The following is a 17390-nucleotide window of genomic DNA, read 5'->3' as shown; positions in this document are numbered from 1 at the left end:
ATCACTGCAATCTATTAATGTTTTTGCTTACAAAATTGACCTAATAATTGTTTGGCATCACTCTTGGCTGTTTTCGTTGCGGATTCCGTCCCGATACAGGAAGGACAGCCGCTTTCACAAGTGCAATTTCCGATCATGGATATTGTTTCCAGCAGAATGACCTCAGAGTTTTCATATACTTTATCACTTAACCCTATGCCTCCCGGATAACTATCATAGATAAAAATGGTCGGTTTTTCATTATGCGCTGCCTTAACCTGCGGATAAACATGAATATCATGCGGATCGCACATAACATATAGCGGAATCATGTAATTAAGTGCATGGGACGCACCTACCATTCCCTGTTCTATTCGATTTTCGTCCCACTTAAATATATCAGGATCCATGGAAAGCATGGCCGAACTCGTGTGCAGCTCCATCTCCGGGAGACTGATTGGACCTGAACCAATATTTTCATGAGTTTCGAACTTGATTTTTTTGAAGATCGTAGGCATCGCTCGGATTGCGACATCACCAAAAGCAGCTGCTGTGGAAGCGAAAGTTCGCTGTTTATCGACTTCCAATACAGACAACTGGACAGCAAGGTTGGCATCCGTATAATAGTCCACATTGACTTCACGTACATAAGCTTTCTTTTCATCCCAATCAAGTTCTTCCACCTGAAATTGAATTCCCTGGTGCAAATAAATGGCTTCATCGTGGAGAAGGGTCATTGCACTGAACGTATCCATTTCCCCTATGACCCGATTAACCGGTGCATTCGTTTGGTCGATGATCACGACATTTTCCTGTGCCGCTGAGCGCAGGCTGATATTGCTCGCTGGAAAAGCATCATTCATCCAATGCCATTTGTCCCCATTCAGGTGTAAGACCCTTTCTTCCGTAAGGAATTCAAGAACGTCCATAATCTCTGTTTTCCCAAAGGTATCGCCTTTTTTAAATGGCAGCTCATATGCTGCACATTTTACATGATCAACCAAGATCAAAAGATTATCCGGATTGATTCTTGCAGTTTCTGGATTTCTGGTAAAGAAATAATCGGGATGCTGTACGATATATTGATCAAGGGCACTGGAACTGCCGACCATGATGATCAATGCTTCACCATGCCTTCTTCCTGCCCGTCCCGCCTGTTGCCAGGCACTCGATATGGATCCAGGGTAACCAGTCATAATGCAAACCTGAAGCTGGCCGATATCGACACCCAACTCAAGAGCATTTGTGGAAACCACCCCATAAATGGAACCATCCCTGAGGCCTTGTTCAATTTCCCTACGCTGTGTTGGCAGATATCCACCGCGATAGCCCCTGATCGATTTTGGCCCCAATTGCTTTGATACAAGTTCCTGTAAATATGTCAAAAGAATTTCCACGCGAACCCTGCTTCGCGCAAATACGATGGTTTGAATTTTATTTATCAAAAATTCATTTGCCAGCTTCCTGACTTCCAAAACTGCGCTCCTGCGTATGTTCAGCGGTTTATTGACTATTGGGGGATTGTAAAACACAAAATGCTTTTTCCCACTTGGGGCTCCGTTATTATCGATAAGAACCATTTGTTTTTCCGTGAGCTCTTCTGCCAACTCTTTTGGGTTATTGATGGTAGCGGAAGTACAGATGAATACAGGGTCGCTTCCATAAAACTGGCAGATCCTTTTTAACCTTCTTATGACGTTGGCTGTATGACTTCCGAAAACACCGCGGTAAATATGAAGTTCATCGATGACCACATACTTCAAGTTTTCAAACAAAGAGACCCATTTCGTGTGATGGGGCAGGATTCCGGAATGGAGCATATCTGGATTGGTGATCACGATATGCCCGGCCTGGCGAATTTTTTGCCTGATATTTGAAGGTGTGTCCCCGTCGTATGTATAACTATTTATTTCAGCATCCATTTCATGAATCATTTCATTCAATTCGCTTTTTTGATCATAGCTCAGCGCTTTTGTCGGAAATATATAAAGAGCCCTGGTTTTTTCATTTTCCAGTATTTTTTGAAGGACCGGCAAATTATAGCATAATGTTTTACCAGAAGCTGTTGGTGTGACCGCTACAAGGCTATTGCCACTGACAGCAGTATCAAATGCAGTTGCCTGATGGGTATACAGCCCATTTATCCCCCGTTTTTCAAGAGCATGCTTGATCTTATCATTCATTGCATCGGGAAAAGGGACATGTTTTGCCTCTTTCGCTTCAATTACTTGCCAATGTACTATATTATCTTTAAAATCTTCATTTGTTTTTATATCCTTAATAACTTCTTGTAAATTTTTTCGCAGTTTCATATAACCACCTCATACTCCTATTCTACCGAATGAACGTTCTATGCAAAAGGGAAACTATTTCCTATTCAAAAAAAAATGCTGGAAACGTCAATATCCCGTCTCCAGCTCGGTTCTTTTTTCATTTAATTCTTCTCGACAAAGCGAATGATTTCTTCGAGTAGTCTGCTTGGAGCTTCCAACATTCCCATATGGCCGCTGCCTTTAAGTATGACTTCATGGATATGGCTTCCTTTAACAGAAAAGGTTTTTTCAACGGGAATCACCTTATCCTGTTCACCTGCAACCAATAGGACAGGCAACTTCGTATCTTTGAGTACATGATTTCTGTCTATTCTGTTCCTCATGGCATGTAAAGATCCTATCGCACCACTTTCACTTGTTTTATATCCGATTTCCTTAGTATGTTCAATATTGGGATCATCGGAATTAGCGAAAAGCTTTGGTATTAGTCCATCAATGAAAGCAGGAATTCCCTCACTTTCGATTTTCTCGACAGATTTTAAGCGCCCAGCCTTTCCAGTCTCATCGTCCGGCAAAGCGGTAGAATGTACCAATGAAAAACCAGATAATTTCCCAGGAAACCTTTCTGCGAACGCCAAGGTGATATATCCCCCAAGCGAATGACCAAACATATATACCTGTCCGATTTCCAGTTCTTCCAGTAATGACGCAATATCAGCAGCCATATCTTCAATCGAGAAAGATCCCCCTATTTCCTCACTTGCACCATGCCCCCGTATATCAACGGCAATAATCCGGTATTCATCCTTTAATCCAGCAATGATGTCACTCCAATATTCATGGCTTCCGCAAAAACCATGAATGAACAACAATGTTTCATTTCCTTTTCCGGTATCTATGTAGGAAAGCTTGCCATTTTCTGTCATATTAATCCCTCATTTCCTTTACTTATCATTCAATAACGTTATTCCCTATAGACCTGTATCTGAAACCCAACAGCGCATTCACATTTCTTCATTCCTCACATAGCCTATAGGCAAAGGAATTTTTTAGAAAGGAGCACCGTGATGACCTCTTCTGAAAAAAATAATAATCGGAGAATAGAACCCTTTACCCATTTCATTAACAAAATGGATCGGCTGTTTTCCGAAAGGCCTCCTAAAGGCATGCTGCAATCTCTTGACGATTTCTTCGGTTCGGCGAAAGAACGCAGCTTTCCGGTTGATGTTCACGAAACACATTCAGAATATACCCTTACCGCCACCTTGCCTGGAATTGCACGCAGCCAAATATCAATTGATGTGCTGGCCCATGCCGTAACCATAACTGCAAAGCATGTAGACAGAAGACATAAAAATCAAGGAATGTTTCAAAAAGAAGTTTCAGCAGGTACTCTTTCAAGAACCATTTCCTTTCCAAAACCCATTGATGAAGCAAAAGTCACCGCTCGACATCGCGATGGAATCCTCACGCTTCAGCTACCCAAAATCAGGGGGAATCGGATTGAAATCCATTAGACATGAATAAAAGCAGACTTAAAAAAGTGGCTGGGTCACTTGTAAGTCTGCTTTTCCTTTATTCACCATCTAAGCTTTGAAGAAGCCCCCTACTCCTTTGACCATTGAAGATACTTGAGAAACTGTATTCATCATTTGTCCAGCTGTATTCATCATTTTCGTTATATCCATTGAGCCATCTTGTGTTTTGAATTGATTCATGACCGATTTGAAACCCGATGGCTGGGGTTTTTGCATGAACTGCTGCTTAGGATATGGATTATGAGCCTGCTGCTGACCTTGCGGAGGCCTTTTAGCTGGCTGTAACGGATTGGCGAACGGACTAAAAGCTTGCGGCTGCTGATTGGACTGGATTGGCGGCGGCATTTGTGCCATTGGCTGCATTACACTGCTGCCCGGATAAGCTCCCACAGGCATCGCCTGCTGCTGGACTGATTGGAATGGATGATAGGCCTTTTGCTGATAAGGATCATGATAAGGATCATGATATGGTGCCATATAGCCCCCTGTATCCTGGAGATGATATGGATACATAAATGGTTGTTCAAGATTATGATTATTAGGCGGAGAATACGGCATTGGCTGCTGGTACCCTCCCCAATATTCCGGCATTGATTGAGGAAACTGTCCTTGATTTGGGGAGATTTGGTTAAAACCGGATCTCATCATGTCAATGAGCCCTCCTCTTTTTTCATTACATGGTTCTGATAATATATGAAAAAAGTGGTAATAAAGTGTAGGTGTTTTTATGATAAAATCCGATTGATTTCCGTTCTTACATTATTTAGGATGAATTCGACCGATTGAACATGGCTTTTAAATCGCTTATAACTTGTTTTAGGAAAAAATGCCTGTACGGCCACATCAGAAAGGTTATGGGCGGTTTGTTCGATTTGCTCGGGGAAAAGATGCCTAAATTCGGTTTCTTTCATCCACTCCTTCATTCCGGTTTCCCATTCGATGCATGCGGTCCCGACCTGATCTGCAAACGGCTTGACTTCCGAAAAGAAATCCTTTTCCTTTCCTTCCTTCCGTACACCCTCATAGATATCATCAGCTTGGTCCGTGAATTTTATTAATTGTTCTGTTAATAGCTGCAGTTTTTCTTTTTGCACAATATATTCCTCCGCACATTTGTTTCCCTTAGTATAATCCAGTTCATTATAAAATGATATTCCTCTGGCTTATACGTGCAATTCAGTGAAAACCTTGTGCTTTATTATTGTTTTTTTCGGGACAATGGAAAAGGAATGGTTTGCACCTTCAGCATTTACCCAATAATCCTCGGCTTTCTCAATGGCTTCCTGGGCTTCATTAACTAAAGTATATTGCTCCGCCCATAGTTTGCACCGCACTGTATTTACAGTTTCCCCATATGAAATTTCCAAACGATCCAGGCTGGTACTGATCTCAGCTATCATCCTTAATATCTCCTCTGTTGCGACACTTTTATTGACCATGCTGATCCCTCCCATTCTTTACCTGTACTATTCTTTTTTTTATCAGAAAGCCCTTCATGACTGACAAAACTAGAAGGGAATCGGCAAAGAAAGTGCAATTCACTTAATTTATTATGCCCTTCGACAACAATGGCAGAATGAAGAATGAAGTTTTAAACAAGAATACAGACAGGAGGTGATTTTATGCAGTCGAATGAAAGCAGACAGCAAAAAAACGAAAAACGACAAAAGCCGCCCACTAAAAAGGCAGGAATGGGAAACCCGAAGCTTAGTGGAGAAAACCGCCCCTCTACGTAAGACATAAATACTACCGATAAACAGGGAAGGCATATGCGACGCCTTCCCTGTTTGCGATTATAAAATCCAATTTTTGATCATCGCTGCCGTGTGCAGCTGCTTTTGTTTATGGTCATACCATTCGGTCAAATGCGGGTCTTCTTCCCATTTGGGTTCAATGAACCATTTTTTTTTAACCTTTTTTTTCATATCCCATTGATCTGTCTTTCCTGCTTGATGATGAATCAATGGATATACTCCCCTCAGCATCGGGGTTTCATGGTACCTAGGATTTTTTCGATATTGTTCATAATCATATCTGGCCCCCGTTGGTTCAGTCCTGCAGGAAAATTCATAAAATAGCGGAAACAAATCTTCAGAAAATAAAAGGCCGGCCAACCTTTTCCCCAATTCAATCCTTTTATCAATATTTCTAAAATGCGAAACGGACGAGCCATACAGTTCTCCATTGCAAGTAGGAAATAAAACGGTGCTAAAATGCATCCAGTCCTGCAGGAAAAATAATAAAGAATGAAATACGAAAGATTGCTTTTTAATAACCGGTTCTTCTATGATGTTTTGTTCATTTATGATAAGCGCAGTGACTAATTTTTCCCGATTTCCATGTTTCCAAAAGGAATACCATTCGTTCGTCATGAATTTGGTAATAAAAAAATAATGACATAAGTGAAACAAAGGACGTCCATATTTCGTCGAATAATGATAGAGAAGTAATTGCGGATAAGCATCTTGGAATATTCTCCAGTTGGCTTCTTCATACGTCAGGAATAAGAGATGCCTGTATTTCAGGCCAAGCAAATGGGAAAACCAAATCCCTTTAAGATCACACATATTCCAGCCTGCATTTCTAGAAACCATCCCCGCTAAAAAAGACCATTGTATTTCGGGATGCATTTTGAAAAATTGTTCATATGCCTTCGTCCTTGAAATATTATCCCTATTCCCTTTAGCGGTTTGGGCTTTTATGGAATGGAGCAATTGCATTTCCATCTTTAACATTTGCATCTATGTGTCCAGCCTTTCTATAGCGATGAATTGTGACATATAGTTGTACATAAATCCTATCGTTCTAAGAAACAATTCTTTTTATTCACATTTTGGATTCTTTTTTTGCTAATATAGATAAGTGAAAAAAAGGAGGGGTAAAAGTGGCATTTCATTATCCCAACGGGCGAAGATTTGTACCGCAGGCTATGGAAGAAAAGAAAAGCCCACTAAAAAAAATCAGTTACAGCAACCGGGGTAAAACATTGGAAGACGATTTGAACGAAACCAATCAGTATTATTTAGCACACGGCATTGCCGTCATCCATAAAAAACCGACACCCATTCAAATTGTCGATGTCCACTATCCGAAAAGAAGTGCTGCAGTCATTAAAGAAGCTTATTTCAAACAAGCATCGACCACGGATTACAATGGTGTTTATAAAGGAAAGTACATTGATTTTGAGGCAAAGGAAACGAAAAACAGCAGTTCGTTCCCTCTGAAAAATTTTCATGACCATCAAATTGAGCATATGAAAAATATCGTTCAGCAAGACGGAATTGCATTTGTCATCATCCGGTTTTCCGCAATGGATGATATATATGTAATGAGTTCTGAACAACTGAGTTTTTATTGGAAGAGAATGAAAGAAGGCGGACGCAAATCTATAACTCTTCAAGAGGTTGAAAGCAGTTCACGAAAGATTACTCTTGGCTTTCAACCGAGAATTGACTATATTAAAGTAGTAGATTCGCTCATCGCAGAAAATTTTTAGTTTTTTTAGAAAGGCAGGTTAGCTGTAATGGCTGAAAAATATAATACTAGAGAAGAACGCCGAAAGCAGGGGCAGACTCAAAAAAAGGAACAGAAAAAAGGTCCTAAAAAGCCAACCAATATGCTTAAGCGAATTTTCCTTATACTTGTTACAATCGGAATAATAGGCCTGGTTGCAGGAGGAGCTGCAATGGCTTACTTTATAAGCGACGCTCCAGAACTTGACGAAAAGCTTTTGAAAGATCCGGTCACATCCAAGATTCTCGATGAAAATGGTAAATTGCTAGCTGAAATCGGAAAGGAAAACCGGGATTATGTAAATTATGAAGACATACCCGATCTTGTCGAAGAAGCTTTCCTGGCAACGGAAGATTCACGCTTTTATGAACACCACGGGGTCGATTTCTTACGTCTGGGCAGTGCCGTCATAGCGAACTTCAAAAACGGATTCGGCTCAGAGGGTGCAAGTACATTGACCCAGCAGGTTATCAAGCGTTCTTATTTAACACCTGATAAGACCATTAAGAGGAAAGTCCAGGAAATGTGGCTATCCATACAGCTTGAAAGAAAATATACAAAAGAAGAAATTTTCGAAATGTATGTGAATAAGATTTTCTTTGCAAACCGCGCAAACGGGATCTTAACTGCATCGCAAACTTATTATGGAAAAGATCTTAACGAATTGAAATTGAACGAAGCGGCCATGCTTGTAGGATTACCGCAAAGTCCAAGCAGGTATGACCCATATAAATACCCTGAACGTGCGAAAGAACGCCGTGATATTGTTCTGCACTTAATGAATAAACATGGATATATCACCGAAACGGAAATGAAAAATGCACAAAGCATCGATATAACAGAAGGACTTCAAGAAATCGATAAGAGCCAAATCGATACGACCGCATACGATGCATTCATCGATTTGGTAATTGAGGAAGTCGGGGATATGGGTGACTATAACGTCTTTACCGATGGTTTGGAAATCCAAACGACCATTGATAAAGATGCCCAAGAATATGTCTATAACATGTTGAATAGTGATGAAATCATCAATTATCCAAGTGAAGATCTCCAAGCCGGAGTCACATTACTCGATACAGAAACTGGTGAAATTAAAGCAGTGGGCGGCGGCAGGAACACGACGGTTAAACGCGGCTGGAATTATGCAACGGATGCCAAGCGATCACCTGGTTCGACCATTAAGCCTATTCTGGATTATGGTCCTGCCGTAGAATATTTAAATTGGTCCACCTACCATCAAATCAAGGATGAGGAATATACTTACAGTGATGGAACACCGCTTAAAAATGCTTCCGGACGACATTATGGTACTGTAACGACTCGCGAAGCACTGGCACGTTCATTAAATATTCCTGCTTTAAAAACGCTTCAAGCAGTCGGCTTGGACCGGGCACGTGATTTTGCCACTGACCTTGGCATTCCTTTTGACAAGGAAATCACCGAAGCTGCAGCATTGGGCGGCGGTAAGGATGTTTCTACACTTGAACTTGCCGGTGCATACAGTTCATTCGGAAACAACGGTATTTATAATGAACCGCATAGTGTGAAAAAGATTGTTTTACGTGATAAAACAACCATCAAAAACAAGACGGAATCAAAACCGGTCATGAAAGATTCCACAGCTTTCATCGTGACGGATATGTTGAAAAGCGTCATGAAAGAAGCTTATGGAACAGGAAGGTTAGCCAATATACCTAGTCTCCCGGTAGCCGGTAAAACGGGGTCAACCAATTTCACGCCTGAACAGCGTGCAAAGAACAACATCCCATCTTCCGGTGTAAAAGATAGCTGGATGGCAGGTTATACAACCAATTATACAGTCGCGGTTTGGGCTGGTTATGATAATGCATCTGGTGAGCAAATGGAATATCTGGGTGAATCATCTCAAAGGATCCCTAAATCCATCTTTAAGAATTTAATGGAACATATGGCTCAATCAAAAGAAACGAAGGACTTTGATCAACCTGATAGTGTTGTGAAGGTTGGAGTCATCAAAGGTTCAAATCCAGCTGTCAAAGCCAATGAATATACACCAAGCAGTAAAATCACTTATGAATATTATGTAAAAGGTCACGAGCCAACACAAGTGACGACAGAATATGAAAAAATCGACTCACCTGGCATTAACGCTTCTTACAACCAGGAAAGCAATGAAATCAATCTATCATGGTCACATCCTAAAGGTAATACCCAATTCGAGGTTAAGATGTCCGTTGATGGCGGAGCACAGAGCGTATTAAAAAAATCGAAGGATACTAGTTTAACGATCCCTAATCCAACCCCTGGAAGTAAATATACTTTCTCAGTGGTAGCTTTAGTGGATAACCAACAAAGTGATCCTGCGAGTACATCAGTCAAAATACCTGCTGTAGCGGAAGTCCCTGAGGATACTGAGGACGAGGAGATTGAAGATCCGGCCGAAGGTGAAGATACTGAGCAAGAAACACCTGCTGAAGGCGAAGAAGATAATCAAGACGAAGACAAAAATAACAATGGCGAAAACGGCAATAATGGTAATAACGAAAATAACAGCAATAACGGCAATAATGGAAATGGCAACAATGATAATAATGGAAATGGAAATGGAAATGGAAATGGAAATGGCAACAACACTGATGATGGAAATGGCAATAATGGAGATGAGGACGTCGAAGGCGGGGATGATGCCACTGACCCTGGTACGGTAGAAGAGGAAATACCAGTCGAGACCCCTGACCCTAACCCGGATCCAGATCCAAACCAAGATACGGAATAAATATATAAAGATTGAAAAAAAACGTCTAAGCTTTTAGCTTAGACGTTTTTTTTGGCTCTTCTTATTTTTGATCATGAACTTCACATATTGCTTTTCAAATTCTCGGAACAACTCACTAAGCTGTCTATAAGAATGAAAAAAAGCGGGTTTAGCAAGAATGAAAGAAAGCCTTTCAATCAGGTTCACCGGAATATTGGTAAAGGATTCCATTTTTGCACGGAAATCACTCAATACCACTGGCTTTCCATGCATCCAGAAGACCGCAGTTAAAAATAAGCCTATACCCTGCTTCATGAGTCCCAATGTCTGTCCCACTTTTCGCTCGGAAAATAGCAAACTGCATTCTGAATCAATTTCCTTCCATTTTTCCAGCAGTTCATTTATATGCATTGCCCCCTTAGTCCAAGGAGCATACACCTCTACATTATTATAATAAAGTAACTCATACGGGAAAGCCTCGAATGGGATCGTTCCACTCCAACCTGCATATCGCTTTTTTTCCAAGATGGTTTCCTTTTCAGGAAAAAACAAAGGGTGGTCCAATTCTTCAGGGACTTTTAATGATATGGACTGCGTCAATTGGCTTCTTTCCTTTTCATTCTTTTTTTTCCTTCACGGCATAATTCAAGAAGCGGGCAGGTTTCACATCTTGGTGACTGGGCCTTGCAATGATAGCGTCCAAAGAATATCAGGCGGTGATGCGTAACGGACCATTCATCCTTTGGTATCTTAGCCATCAACGTTTTCTCAACATCGAGGACACTATCCTTCCAACGGCATAATCCCAAGCGCTTGGAAACACGCTCTACATGGGTATCCACAGCAATCGCTGGCACATCAAAAGCAACGGATACGACTACATTCGCCGTCTTTCTGCCAACGCCAGGTAATTTAACAAGCTCATCACGATCTCTGGGAACTTCCTTACCGTATTCTTCGATCAGCATGCGCGACAACTTTTGTATGTTCTTAGCCTTGTTACGAAACAAACCGATTGAGCGAATGTCATTTTCCAGCTCTTCTAACGGAACGCTTATGTAATCCTCAGGCGTTTTATATTTTTGAAATAAATCCTTCGTCACTTTATTGACTAATACATCCGTACACTGAGCTGATAGGGCAACAGCAATCACCAATTCAAATGGATTGGAGTGATTCAGCTCACAATGGGCATTCGGAAACATTTCACCCATCGTATCCAGACAATATCGAATTTGAGCTTTATTCAACATATTGGTTCTCCTTCAATTTACATTACTGCTCGAGCCAATTATAGAAAGGCACATCTTTCAATGGTTGTGCAGTTTCCGTCTTTCGGTCCCTCTTTTGGTGAACTCTAAATTTTTGTCCTTGCGCCCTTGCCTGTTCCAAGGTTTTAATTCCATTCTTTTTCCACTCGAATAAAATTCGATCAATATACCGGAAATTCAATTTACCGGAAATGACAGACTCCCTCAGAGCTGACTTAATGATTTCAGGTTGATGGTCGTCCTCCATCCACATTGCCAATGTCTCACATTCATATGGAGATAAAGGGCGGCCGAACTCTTGTTCAAAAATCGTATAAAGGCTCTCCCCCGATTTTTGGATTTCAGCAGACTCTGTCTGTTTCAAAGTTTTCAAGAAACAGTCCATCATTTTTTCATAAAGAGGAGACAACGAGTATTTTTCCTGTCCGAATTCTTGGCTCTCCTCAACCATCATTTCAATAAATCCCCTTTGGACCAAACGCTGGATCAAGAATAGACATTCCGTTTCCTGTAATGTCATTCGGTCAGAAAGTTGGGATGGTGCAGGGAAATGGTTACCTTTATCGATGAAGCTTTGCAATTGTAATAATAGGACCATTTCTTGTTCATTCAGTCCCATTGTACTATAGTTAGTCAGCAAAAAGGATGGAATCGTTATCGTTCCTTCCTTAAACCACGCATATAAATGTTCTTTATTCATGTTTTTGGACACCTCTGGTTAAGTATAACATGAATAAGGCTCCCCGAATAAGTTTATAATTTTAACAAAAAACGGTTATCTGCCAAAAATGGCAAATAACCGCTTCATTACGGAATCAAGGATATAATCGATTTAATAGACGTGGGAACGGGATGGTTTCACGGACATGCTCGACTCCACTGATCCATGCCACGGTGCGTTCTAATCCCAAACCGAAGCCTGAATGCGGTACAGAGCCATATTTTCTTAATTCCATATACCATTTGTAAGCATCTTCGCTCAAGCCATGCTCATTGATTCTCTGCTCAAGCAATTCCTGATCATGAATCCGCTCTGAACCGCCAATTATTTCTCCATATCCTTCTGGAGCGATTAAATCGGCACAAAGAACGACTTCTTCCCTGTCAGGGTCTGGCTGCATATAAAAAGGTTTGATTTTGGTTGGGTAATGAGTTATGAAAACGGGCTTATCATAACTTTCCGCTATCGCAGTTTCGTGCGGAGCTCCAAAATCATCACCCCATTGGATATCATCAAACCCTTGCTCATGAAGGAACTTAATGGCTTCATCATATGTAATACGCGGGAAAGGAGCTTGAATTTGTTCAAGCTTCGCTGTGTCACGGCCCAGTGTATTCAACTCAAGCTGACAGTTTTTCAATACGGATTGGACGATGTAAGAAACGAATTGCTCCTGAACCTCCAGGTTTTCTTTAAACTCGATAAAAGCCATTTCTGGTTCAATCATCCAGAACTCGATTAAATGTCGTCTTGTTTTGGATTTTTCTGCCCTGAAGGTAGGACCAAATGAAAATACCTTCCCAAGTGCCATGGCAGCCGCTTCCATATAGAGCTGGCCACTTTGTGAAAGGTATGCATCCTCATCAAAGTACTTGGTAGCGAACAATTCACTCGTTCCCTCTGGTGCGCTTCCAGTTAAAATTGGGGGATCCACTTTAACGAAACCTTCTTCATTAAAGAATTCATATGTAGCACGGATTATTTCATTCCGGATCTTCATGACTGCATGCTGCCGTTTTGAACGCAGCCACAAATGGCGGTTGTCCATTAAGAATTCAGGACCATGCGCTTTAGGTGTAATGGGATAATCCAATGATTCATGAATGATTTCAATATCTTTCACCTGTAACTCAAAACCGAACGGCGAGCGTTCATCCTTTTGAATGACACCTGTTACATACAAGGAAGACTCTTGCGAAACCGATTTCGCACGAGCGAAAATTTCTTCACCCACATCAGCTTTCACGACCACACCTTGAATGAAACCCGAGCCATCACGGATTTGAAGGAAAGCAATTTTCCCACTGGAACGTTTGCTGGCAAGCCAGCCTCCAATGGTAACTTCTTGATCGACGAATTTGCTAGCATCTTTTATTGTAATTTTCACGGAATTTACCTCCAAAAATAGCTTAACTTACTAAGGAATTTACTCTACTTATTATACCCATAGCCCTGCTTACAAGCAAATAAATCAATTGAAGCGGAACTTCCATGCCTTTTCTATCACTCTTTATTATGTTTTGGAGTGTACTCACCAGATTGTATGGTGGATTAATTTTCACTAATACCCTTGCTTTTTACAGTAAAATCATCTGGGTATATGTATCGATCGACATTTCAATTTTAACAAAGGATTGAATCCAATCAACCAATGGTAATCATTTTCGCCTTTAACAAGGTTTCAAATGATGCATATAATTGAAAAGCGCTTTTAGGATTTCTTATTTGGCAGGAAAGCAGCTCTTCAAGTCTTTTGATCCGATAGCGTAAACCACTCATTGAAATGTTCAATTCTTTCATACTGCATTCAAGATTTCCACCGCATTGCAGAAATACATAAAGCGTTTTCAATAATTCATTCATTTTTGGATCATCTTTCATCAATAAAGGACCCAGCATTTTCTCTGCTTTTTGCAGGACCGCTGGAGTACTTCCCGTATGCATTAAAATGGAGAGCAGATCTACTTCTTCAAATTGGATAATATCCCGAGTTCCTTCATTCATATTCAATGCGGTTAAAGCTTCTTGAAAAACTTCGTGAGCCCGTTCCAATTCATCACTTATAGTGCCAAGTCCCATTTTAAAGTTATATCCGCTAAAAACAGTGTATAAGTGATTGATGCATTCCTTGGTGCGGAATTGGAATTCATTTCCAGGGCTCAGTGGTATAAGCAATACGATATTGCCATCCCTTAAGGCTGTTAAGACAACTTGATTCCGCTTTTTAAAGAAACTATAAACCTCTTCGATGATTTTCTGCTGAATGAAATAGTCATCCTCTGTCCCCCGATCGGAGGAAAAACCATAGCCCAGCACCGCAATGGTGAAAGGATGATCCAATGAAACGTCTAAATACATGCTTTTTTTGATTATTTCTTCCCTGGAAGCAAACTCTCCGTTTAATATTTGTTCAAGAAATAAACCTTTTACCCTTTCAAGGACTTCAAAACTGCTTTTTTCATTTAAGAGGAATAAGGAACCAGTCATGGACACCCTTTCAAGAATCATTCGATTGATTTCCAGGTTCGTTTTTCCTTCGACCCGATCCGATTGCACAAAAACACAATAGCCGTACGTTTTATTTTGTAACGTAATGGGAGTATAAAGCAGCTCCATCCCATCTTTTACGATTCTTCCGGTCTCCAATGTGACAGGACCATTTTCCCTCATTAGTTTGAGCTGATTCCTGACTTCCCTTACCTTCCCTTTGTGAAACCCGGCATGATAAACCTGATTGCTATTGAAGTCCTCCATCAACAAAGGTAGTTTCGTTTTCTGATAAACCGTCCTCACAATCGATTGAAGGCTTCTTCCGTTAATTAACTCTTCTGTCAGCAAATTATGAATATCCATCACTTTTGACAAACTATTGCGTTCCTCCAGCAGCTTTTCATATGTCACGGCAAGCTCTTGAACAATCGGTTTGCTTTTATAATATTTCAACTCATCCTGAATCTCCATGCCCCATAAATGTATCGATTTACCTTCGTATATACACTCTAATTGGCCTGCTCCCTTACAGGCACTTTCCTTAAAAATCACTTCATGACCGCAGACCGTTGAATAAAATCCACTTGCATAACCCGTCAATGTATAACAGACTGGCTTTTTTGCGATGCCTGTCTGGGTGATATGTTCCTCTGCCTCATAGGAATTCACCCAAACCCCTTCCACCTTCACAGAGTGTACATCCGTTTGATTATGCATTGATAATTCCAGTTTCGTAGTATTAACTTTTGTATAACCCTGCAGCATATGTAAAATGGGCCCTTGCCTCAGTATTTCCTTAACCGTTGACAAATTCCCTTTTAGTGCCTTTTTAGCATCATTGACTCCGATATTCCAGCCATAACGTATTAAAAAAGACTTCATCCTTTCAAATCCAATATTTTCGATCAAATCTTTTCTTAGGGTACCGAAAATTGAAGAGGAAGTCAGGATCATCCTCTCATCATTTAAATGAATTTCACCTTTATCATTCTTAAGATTCAAAAGATTCGTCATGATTCCCCCTGGGCTTTCCTTTTACATAATATTATACTTTTTCCACACCTTACCTATCAAGATAAAATGTAAACGCATTCATATCACGCAGTGGTGGAAAGGCCGGTGGGAGTCCGATACAAACATTTCTTTTTCACGTTTTCTTAATCAGATTAATTCATTCAGAGCTGGATCAAATCAGCATCAATGCATTAATCTTCATCTTCATTTATCCACTTATCATTTGTCCAGCCATGAAGGTCATAATCGTCCATTGCCGAGTCCACAAAAGCTTTGAATTTATCCGATTGTCCATTTGAATCTGCCATTTTCATGGTTTCAAGCCTAATATTTTCATGGTTACCCGCATAATTGATTTCATATAACTCATTCCTTCCACCAAATTCCGTTCCGATGGAATCCCATATAAGTTTCATCAGTTTTACCCTTTCCACAGCCGAAACCCCGCCTGAACCCTTATAATATTTATCGAGATACGGACGGACCTCAGGGTTTAAAAAATCTTTGGAGCTTGATGGGAGTTGAATGAGATTACCTGCTACAACCTGTTCAAATATCTGTTTCACCTTTGGCCAAACCATAGGTGCGAACACCCTATATGCAGTTGCGTATGTGCTATTGGGCAGAACGGTGCCATTGGGCCCTTCCATCGGATCTGCAGCCATCGCTGTCGAGATTGCCCAAAACATATTCCTGTAAGCAAGCACTTCCCCGATATTGGCTTGAACTCCCCTAAATTGATTCGTTCCTGCCATTTCCGTAGCCTTCATTAGAAGCCCAGCCATAAAGTCCAATTTCACCGCATAGCGTGTACAGCCATGAAATGTATATCGGTTCATCCACCCAGTCTTGGATCTAAATCCATTGGCAATTTCCACATTATTATAGGCGAATACATTCTCCCATGGGATGAAAACATGATCTAGGACGATGACTGCGTCATTTTCGTCGAACCGGCTTGAAAGCGGGTAATCGAAAGGAGTGCCTGTCTTGGCAGCCGTTTCTTCAAAAGACTGTCTGCTGATCATTTTTAATCCCGGCGCATTCATCGGCACAAAGAAAATCAATGCATGGCTTCTATCTCCTTCCCCAAGATCGACAGGAGAATAATTCGCGACAAAATTGTAATTCGTAAGAGCTGCAGAAGTTCCAACCATTTTGGCTCCGCTTACGGTTATTCCATCATCCCGTTCTTCTACAGTACGCACAAAAACCTCTTTATTTTCATGTAGCGGTTTATTCCTATCCATTGCCGGATTTATAATTGTATGGTTACAGAAGGGAACGTCCCTTGTGGTTTTTTCATACCATCTTTTCGCATTATCTTCAAATCCCTTATAAAAATCGCTATACGGTCCCAATGATCCTGTAAAAGCAGCTTTGTAATCAGGCGTACGACCCATGAAACCATAGCTCAATTTTGACCATTGTGCTATGGCATCCCTTGCTTCAAGCAGCTCTGTTGCGTTCTTTGAAGCCTTGAAAAACTTATGGGTAGTATGGCCTGCATCTGTCCTGGCCGTTAAAATCCGTGCACTTACCGGATCATGGAGAGCATCATATAGTTGGGCAATTGATCTGGCAGAATTGCGATATGCCGGGTGTGTCGTCACATCATCTACCTTATCGCCGTTCAAGAATACAGTTCTTCCATCTCGTAAACTTTCTAAATACTCTTTGCCATTCATCATTGGAACATCCCCCATTCACATTCTTTCAATTTGAATTCCTAGCTTCATACTAACTAAATGTTCAAGGCATTTTTCTGTTGAAACCAATCTTTTTTCTAACATTTTTTGTCTAATTATACTGAATAATCTAAATTTGTTGAACTTAAGCAAAAAATCATATACG

General features: G+C 40.7%; 15 protein-coding genes. 3 read left to right on the top strand and 12 right to left on the bottom strand.

All coding sequences use genetic code 11. The features are described 5' to 3' along the window. Positions 1-14: 14 nt before the first annotated feature. Both J7E52_RS21840 and J7E52_RS21835 read right to left on the bottom strand, forming a co-directional pair. Positions 15-2291, bottom strand: coding sequence for a DEAD/DEAH box helicase (locus J7E52_RS21840; RefSeq protein WP_214750507.1), 2277 nt, complete (start codon positions 2289-2291; stop codon positions 15-17). A gap of 122 nt (positions 2292-2413) precedes the next feature. After that, the gene (locus J7E52_RS21835; protein ID WP_214750506.1) at positions 2414-3178 is read right to left on the bottom strand and encodes an alpha/beta fold hydrolase; all 765 of its coding nucleotides are present in this window, start codon (positions 3176-3178) and stop codon (positions 2414-2416) included. Positions 3179-3319: 141 nt separating this feature from the next. Between J7E52_RS21835 and J7E52_RS21830 the strand changes: the two genes are divergently transcribed. Continuing rightward, positions 3320-3769 carry an Hsp20/alpha crystallin family protein gene (locus J7E52_RS21830; protein WP_214750505.1) on the top strand — a complete coding sequence of 150 codons (450 nt, stop codon included), beginning with the start codon at positions 3320-3322 and terminating at the stop codon, positions 3767-3769. A 69-nt stretch (positions 3770-3838) separates the two neighbouring features. On the opposite strand, the gene J7E52_RS21825 is transcribed toward J7E52_RS21830, so the two are convergent. The 4 genes from J7E52_RS21825 to J7E52_RS21810 form a co-directional block, all read right to left on the bottom strand. After that, complete coding sequence (locus tag J7E52_RS21825; protein ID WP_286197990.1) at positions 3839-4438, bottom strand: YppG family protein; 600 nt, start codon at positions 4436-4438, stop codon at positions 3839-3841. A 77-nt stretch (positions 4439-4515) separates the two neighbouring features. Next, positions 4516-4884, bottom strand: coding sequence for a YppE family protein (locus J7E52_RS21820; protein WP_214750504.1), 369 nt, complete (start codon positions 4882-4884; stop codon positions 4516-4518). A 69-nt stretch (positions 4885-4953) separates the two neighbouring features. Continuing rightward, positions 4954-5229, bottom strand: a complete 276-nt coding sequence (locus tag J7E52_RS21815) for a hypothetical protein (RefSeq protein ID WP_214750503.1) — start codon at positions 5227-5229, stop codon at positions 4954-4956. A gap of 354 nt (positions 5230-5583) precedes the next feature. Further along, positions 5584-6531: a DUF2515 family protein gene (locus J7E52_RS21810; protein WP_214750502.1), complete on the bottom strand. Its 948-nt coding sequence runs from the start codon at positions 6529-6531 to the stop codon at positions 5584-5586. A 143-nt stretch (positions 6532-6674) separates the two neighbouring features. Here J7E52_RS21810 and recU point away from each other — a divergent pair, with 143 nt between their 5' ends. Then, positions 6675-7286: a Holliday junction resolvase RecU gene (recU, locus tag J7E52_RS21805; RefSeq protein ID WP_214750501.1), complete on the top strand. Its 612-nt coding sequence runs from the start codon at positions 6675-6677 to the stop codon at positions 7284-7286. Between the two features lie 27 nt (positions 7287-7313). After that, positions 7314-10061 (top strand): PBP1A family penicillin-binding protein, encoded by a 2748-nt coding sequence (locus J7E52_RS21800; protein ID WP_214750500.1) that lies wholly within the window; start codon positions 7314-7316, stop codon positions 10059-10061. Positions 10062-10094: 33 nt separating this feature from the next. Here the strand turns inward: J7E52_RS21800 and J7E52_RS21795 are convergent, their stop codons facing one another. The 6 genes from J7E52_RS21795 to J7E52_RS21770 all read right to left on the bottom strand — a co-directional run bounded on the left by J7E52_RS21795 (position 10095) and on the right by J7E52_RS21770 (position 17227). Next, the gene (locus J7E52_RS21795) at positions 10095-10640 is read right to left on the bottom strand and encodes a YpoC family protein (protein WP_214750499.1); all 546 of its coding nucleotides are present in this window, start codon (positions 10638-10640) and stop codon (positions 10095-10097) included. Further along, positions 10637-11293, bottom strand: coding sequence for an endonuclease III (gene nth / locus J7E52_RS21790; RefSeq protein ID WP_214750498.1), 657 nt, complete (start codon positions 11291-11293; stop codon positions 10637-10639). Before nth ends, J7E52_RS21795 begins: the two co-directional genes overlap by 4 nt. Before the next feature lie 22 nt (positions 11294-11315). Next, positions 11316-12011: a DnaD domain-containing protein gene (locus tag J7E52_RS21785; RefSeq protein WP_214750497.1), complete on the bottom strand. Its 696-nt coding sequence runs from the start codon at positions 12009-12011 to the stop codon at positions 11316-11318. Positions 12012-12126: 115 nt separating this feature from the next. Beyond that, on the bottom strand, positions 12127-13419 hold the full coding sequence (asnS, locus tag J7E52_RS21780; protein WP_214750496.1) for an asparagine--tRNA ligase: 1293 nt from the start codon (positions 13417-13419) through the stop codon (positions 12127-12129). A 257-nt stretch (positions 13420-13676) separates the two neighbouring features. Then, complete coding sequence (locus J7E52_RS21775; RefSeq protein ID WP_214750495.1) at positions 13677-15536, bottom strand: XylR N-terminal domain-containing protein; 1860 nt, start codon at positions 15534-15536, stop codon at positions 13677-13679. Between the two features lie 191 nt (positions 15537-15727). Further along, positions 15728-17227: a 4-hydroxyphenylacetate 3-hydroxylase family protein gene (locus J7E52_RS21770; RefSeq protein WP_214750494.1), complete on the bottom strand. Its 1500-nt coding sequence runs from the start codon at positions 17225-17227 to the stop codon at positions 15728-15730. Between the last annotated feature and the right edge of the window lie 163 nt (positions 17228-17390).

Source organism: Bacillus sp. ISL-34 (genome assembly GCF_018613325.1).
GTDB lineage: Bacteria > Bacillota > Bacilli > Bacillales > DSM-1321 > Peribacillus.
The sequence above is the reverse complement of the archived record's forward strand: the minus strand, read 5'-3'. Positions and strand labels throughout refer to the sequence as shown.

Excerpts from the sequence above, each read along its gene's own strand:
- J7E52_RS21840 (WP_214750507.1), bottom strand. The coding sequence starts at position 2,291 with ATGAAACTGCGAAAAAATTTACAAGAAGTTATTAAGGATATAAAAACA.
- J7E52_RS21835 (WP_214750506.1), bottom strand. The coding sequence starts at position 3,178 with ATGACAGAAAATGGCAAGCTTTCCTACATAGATACCGGAAAAGGAAAT.
- J7E52_RS21830 (WP_214750505.1), top strand. The coding sequence starts at position 3,320 with ATGACCTCTTCTGAAAAAAATAATAATCGGAGAATAGAACCCTTTACC.
- J7E52_RS21825 (WP_286197990.1), bottom strand. The coding sequence starts at position 4,438 with ATGATGAGATCCGGTTTTAACCAAATCTCCCCAAATCAAGGACAGTTT.
- J7E52_RS21815 (WP_214750503.1), bottom strand. The coding sequence starts at position 5,229 with ATGGTCAATAAAAGTGTCGCAACAGAGGAGATATTAAGGATGATAGCT.
- J7E52_RS21810 (WP_214750502.1), bottom strand. The coding sequence starts at position 6,531 with ATGCAAATGTTAAAGATGGAAATGCAATTGCTCCATTCCATAAAAGCC.
- J7E52_RS21800 (WP_214750500.1), top strand. The coding sequence starts at position 7,314 with ATGGCTGAAAAATATAATACTAGAGAAGAACGCCGAAAGCAGGGGCAG.
- nth (WP_214750498.1), bottom strand. The coding sequence starts at position 11,293 with ATGTTGAATAAAGCTCAAATTCGATATTGTCTGGATACGATGGGTGAA.
- J7E52_RS21785 (WP_214750497.1), bottom strand. The coding sequence starts at position 12,011 with ATGAATAAAGAACATTTATATGCGTGGTTTAAGGAAGGAACGATAACG.
- J7E52_RS21775 (WP_214750495.1), bottom strand. The coding sequence starts at position 15,536 with ATGACGAATCTTTTGAATCTTAAGAATGATAAAGGTGAAATTCATTTA.
- J7E52_RS21770 (WP_214750494.1), bottom strand. The coding sequence starts at position 17,227 with ATGATGAATGGCAAAGAGTATTTAGAAAGTTTACGAGATGGAAGAACT.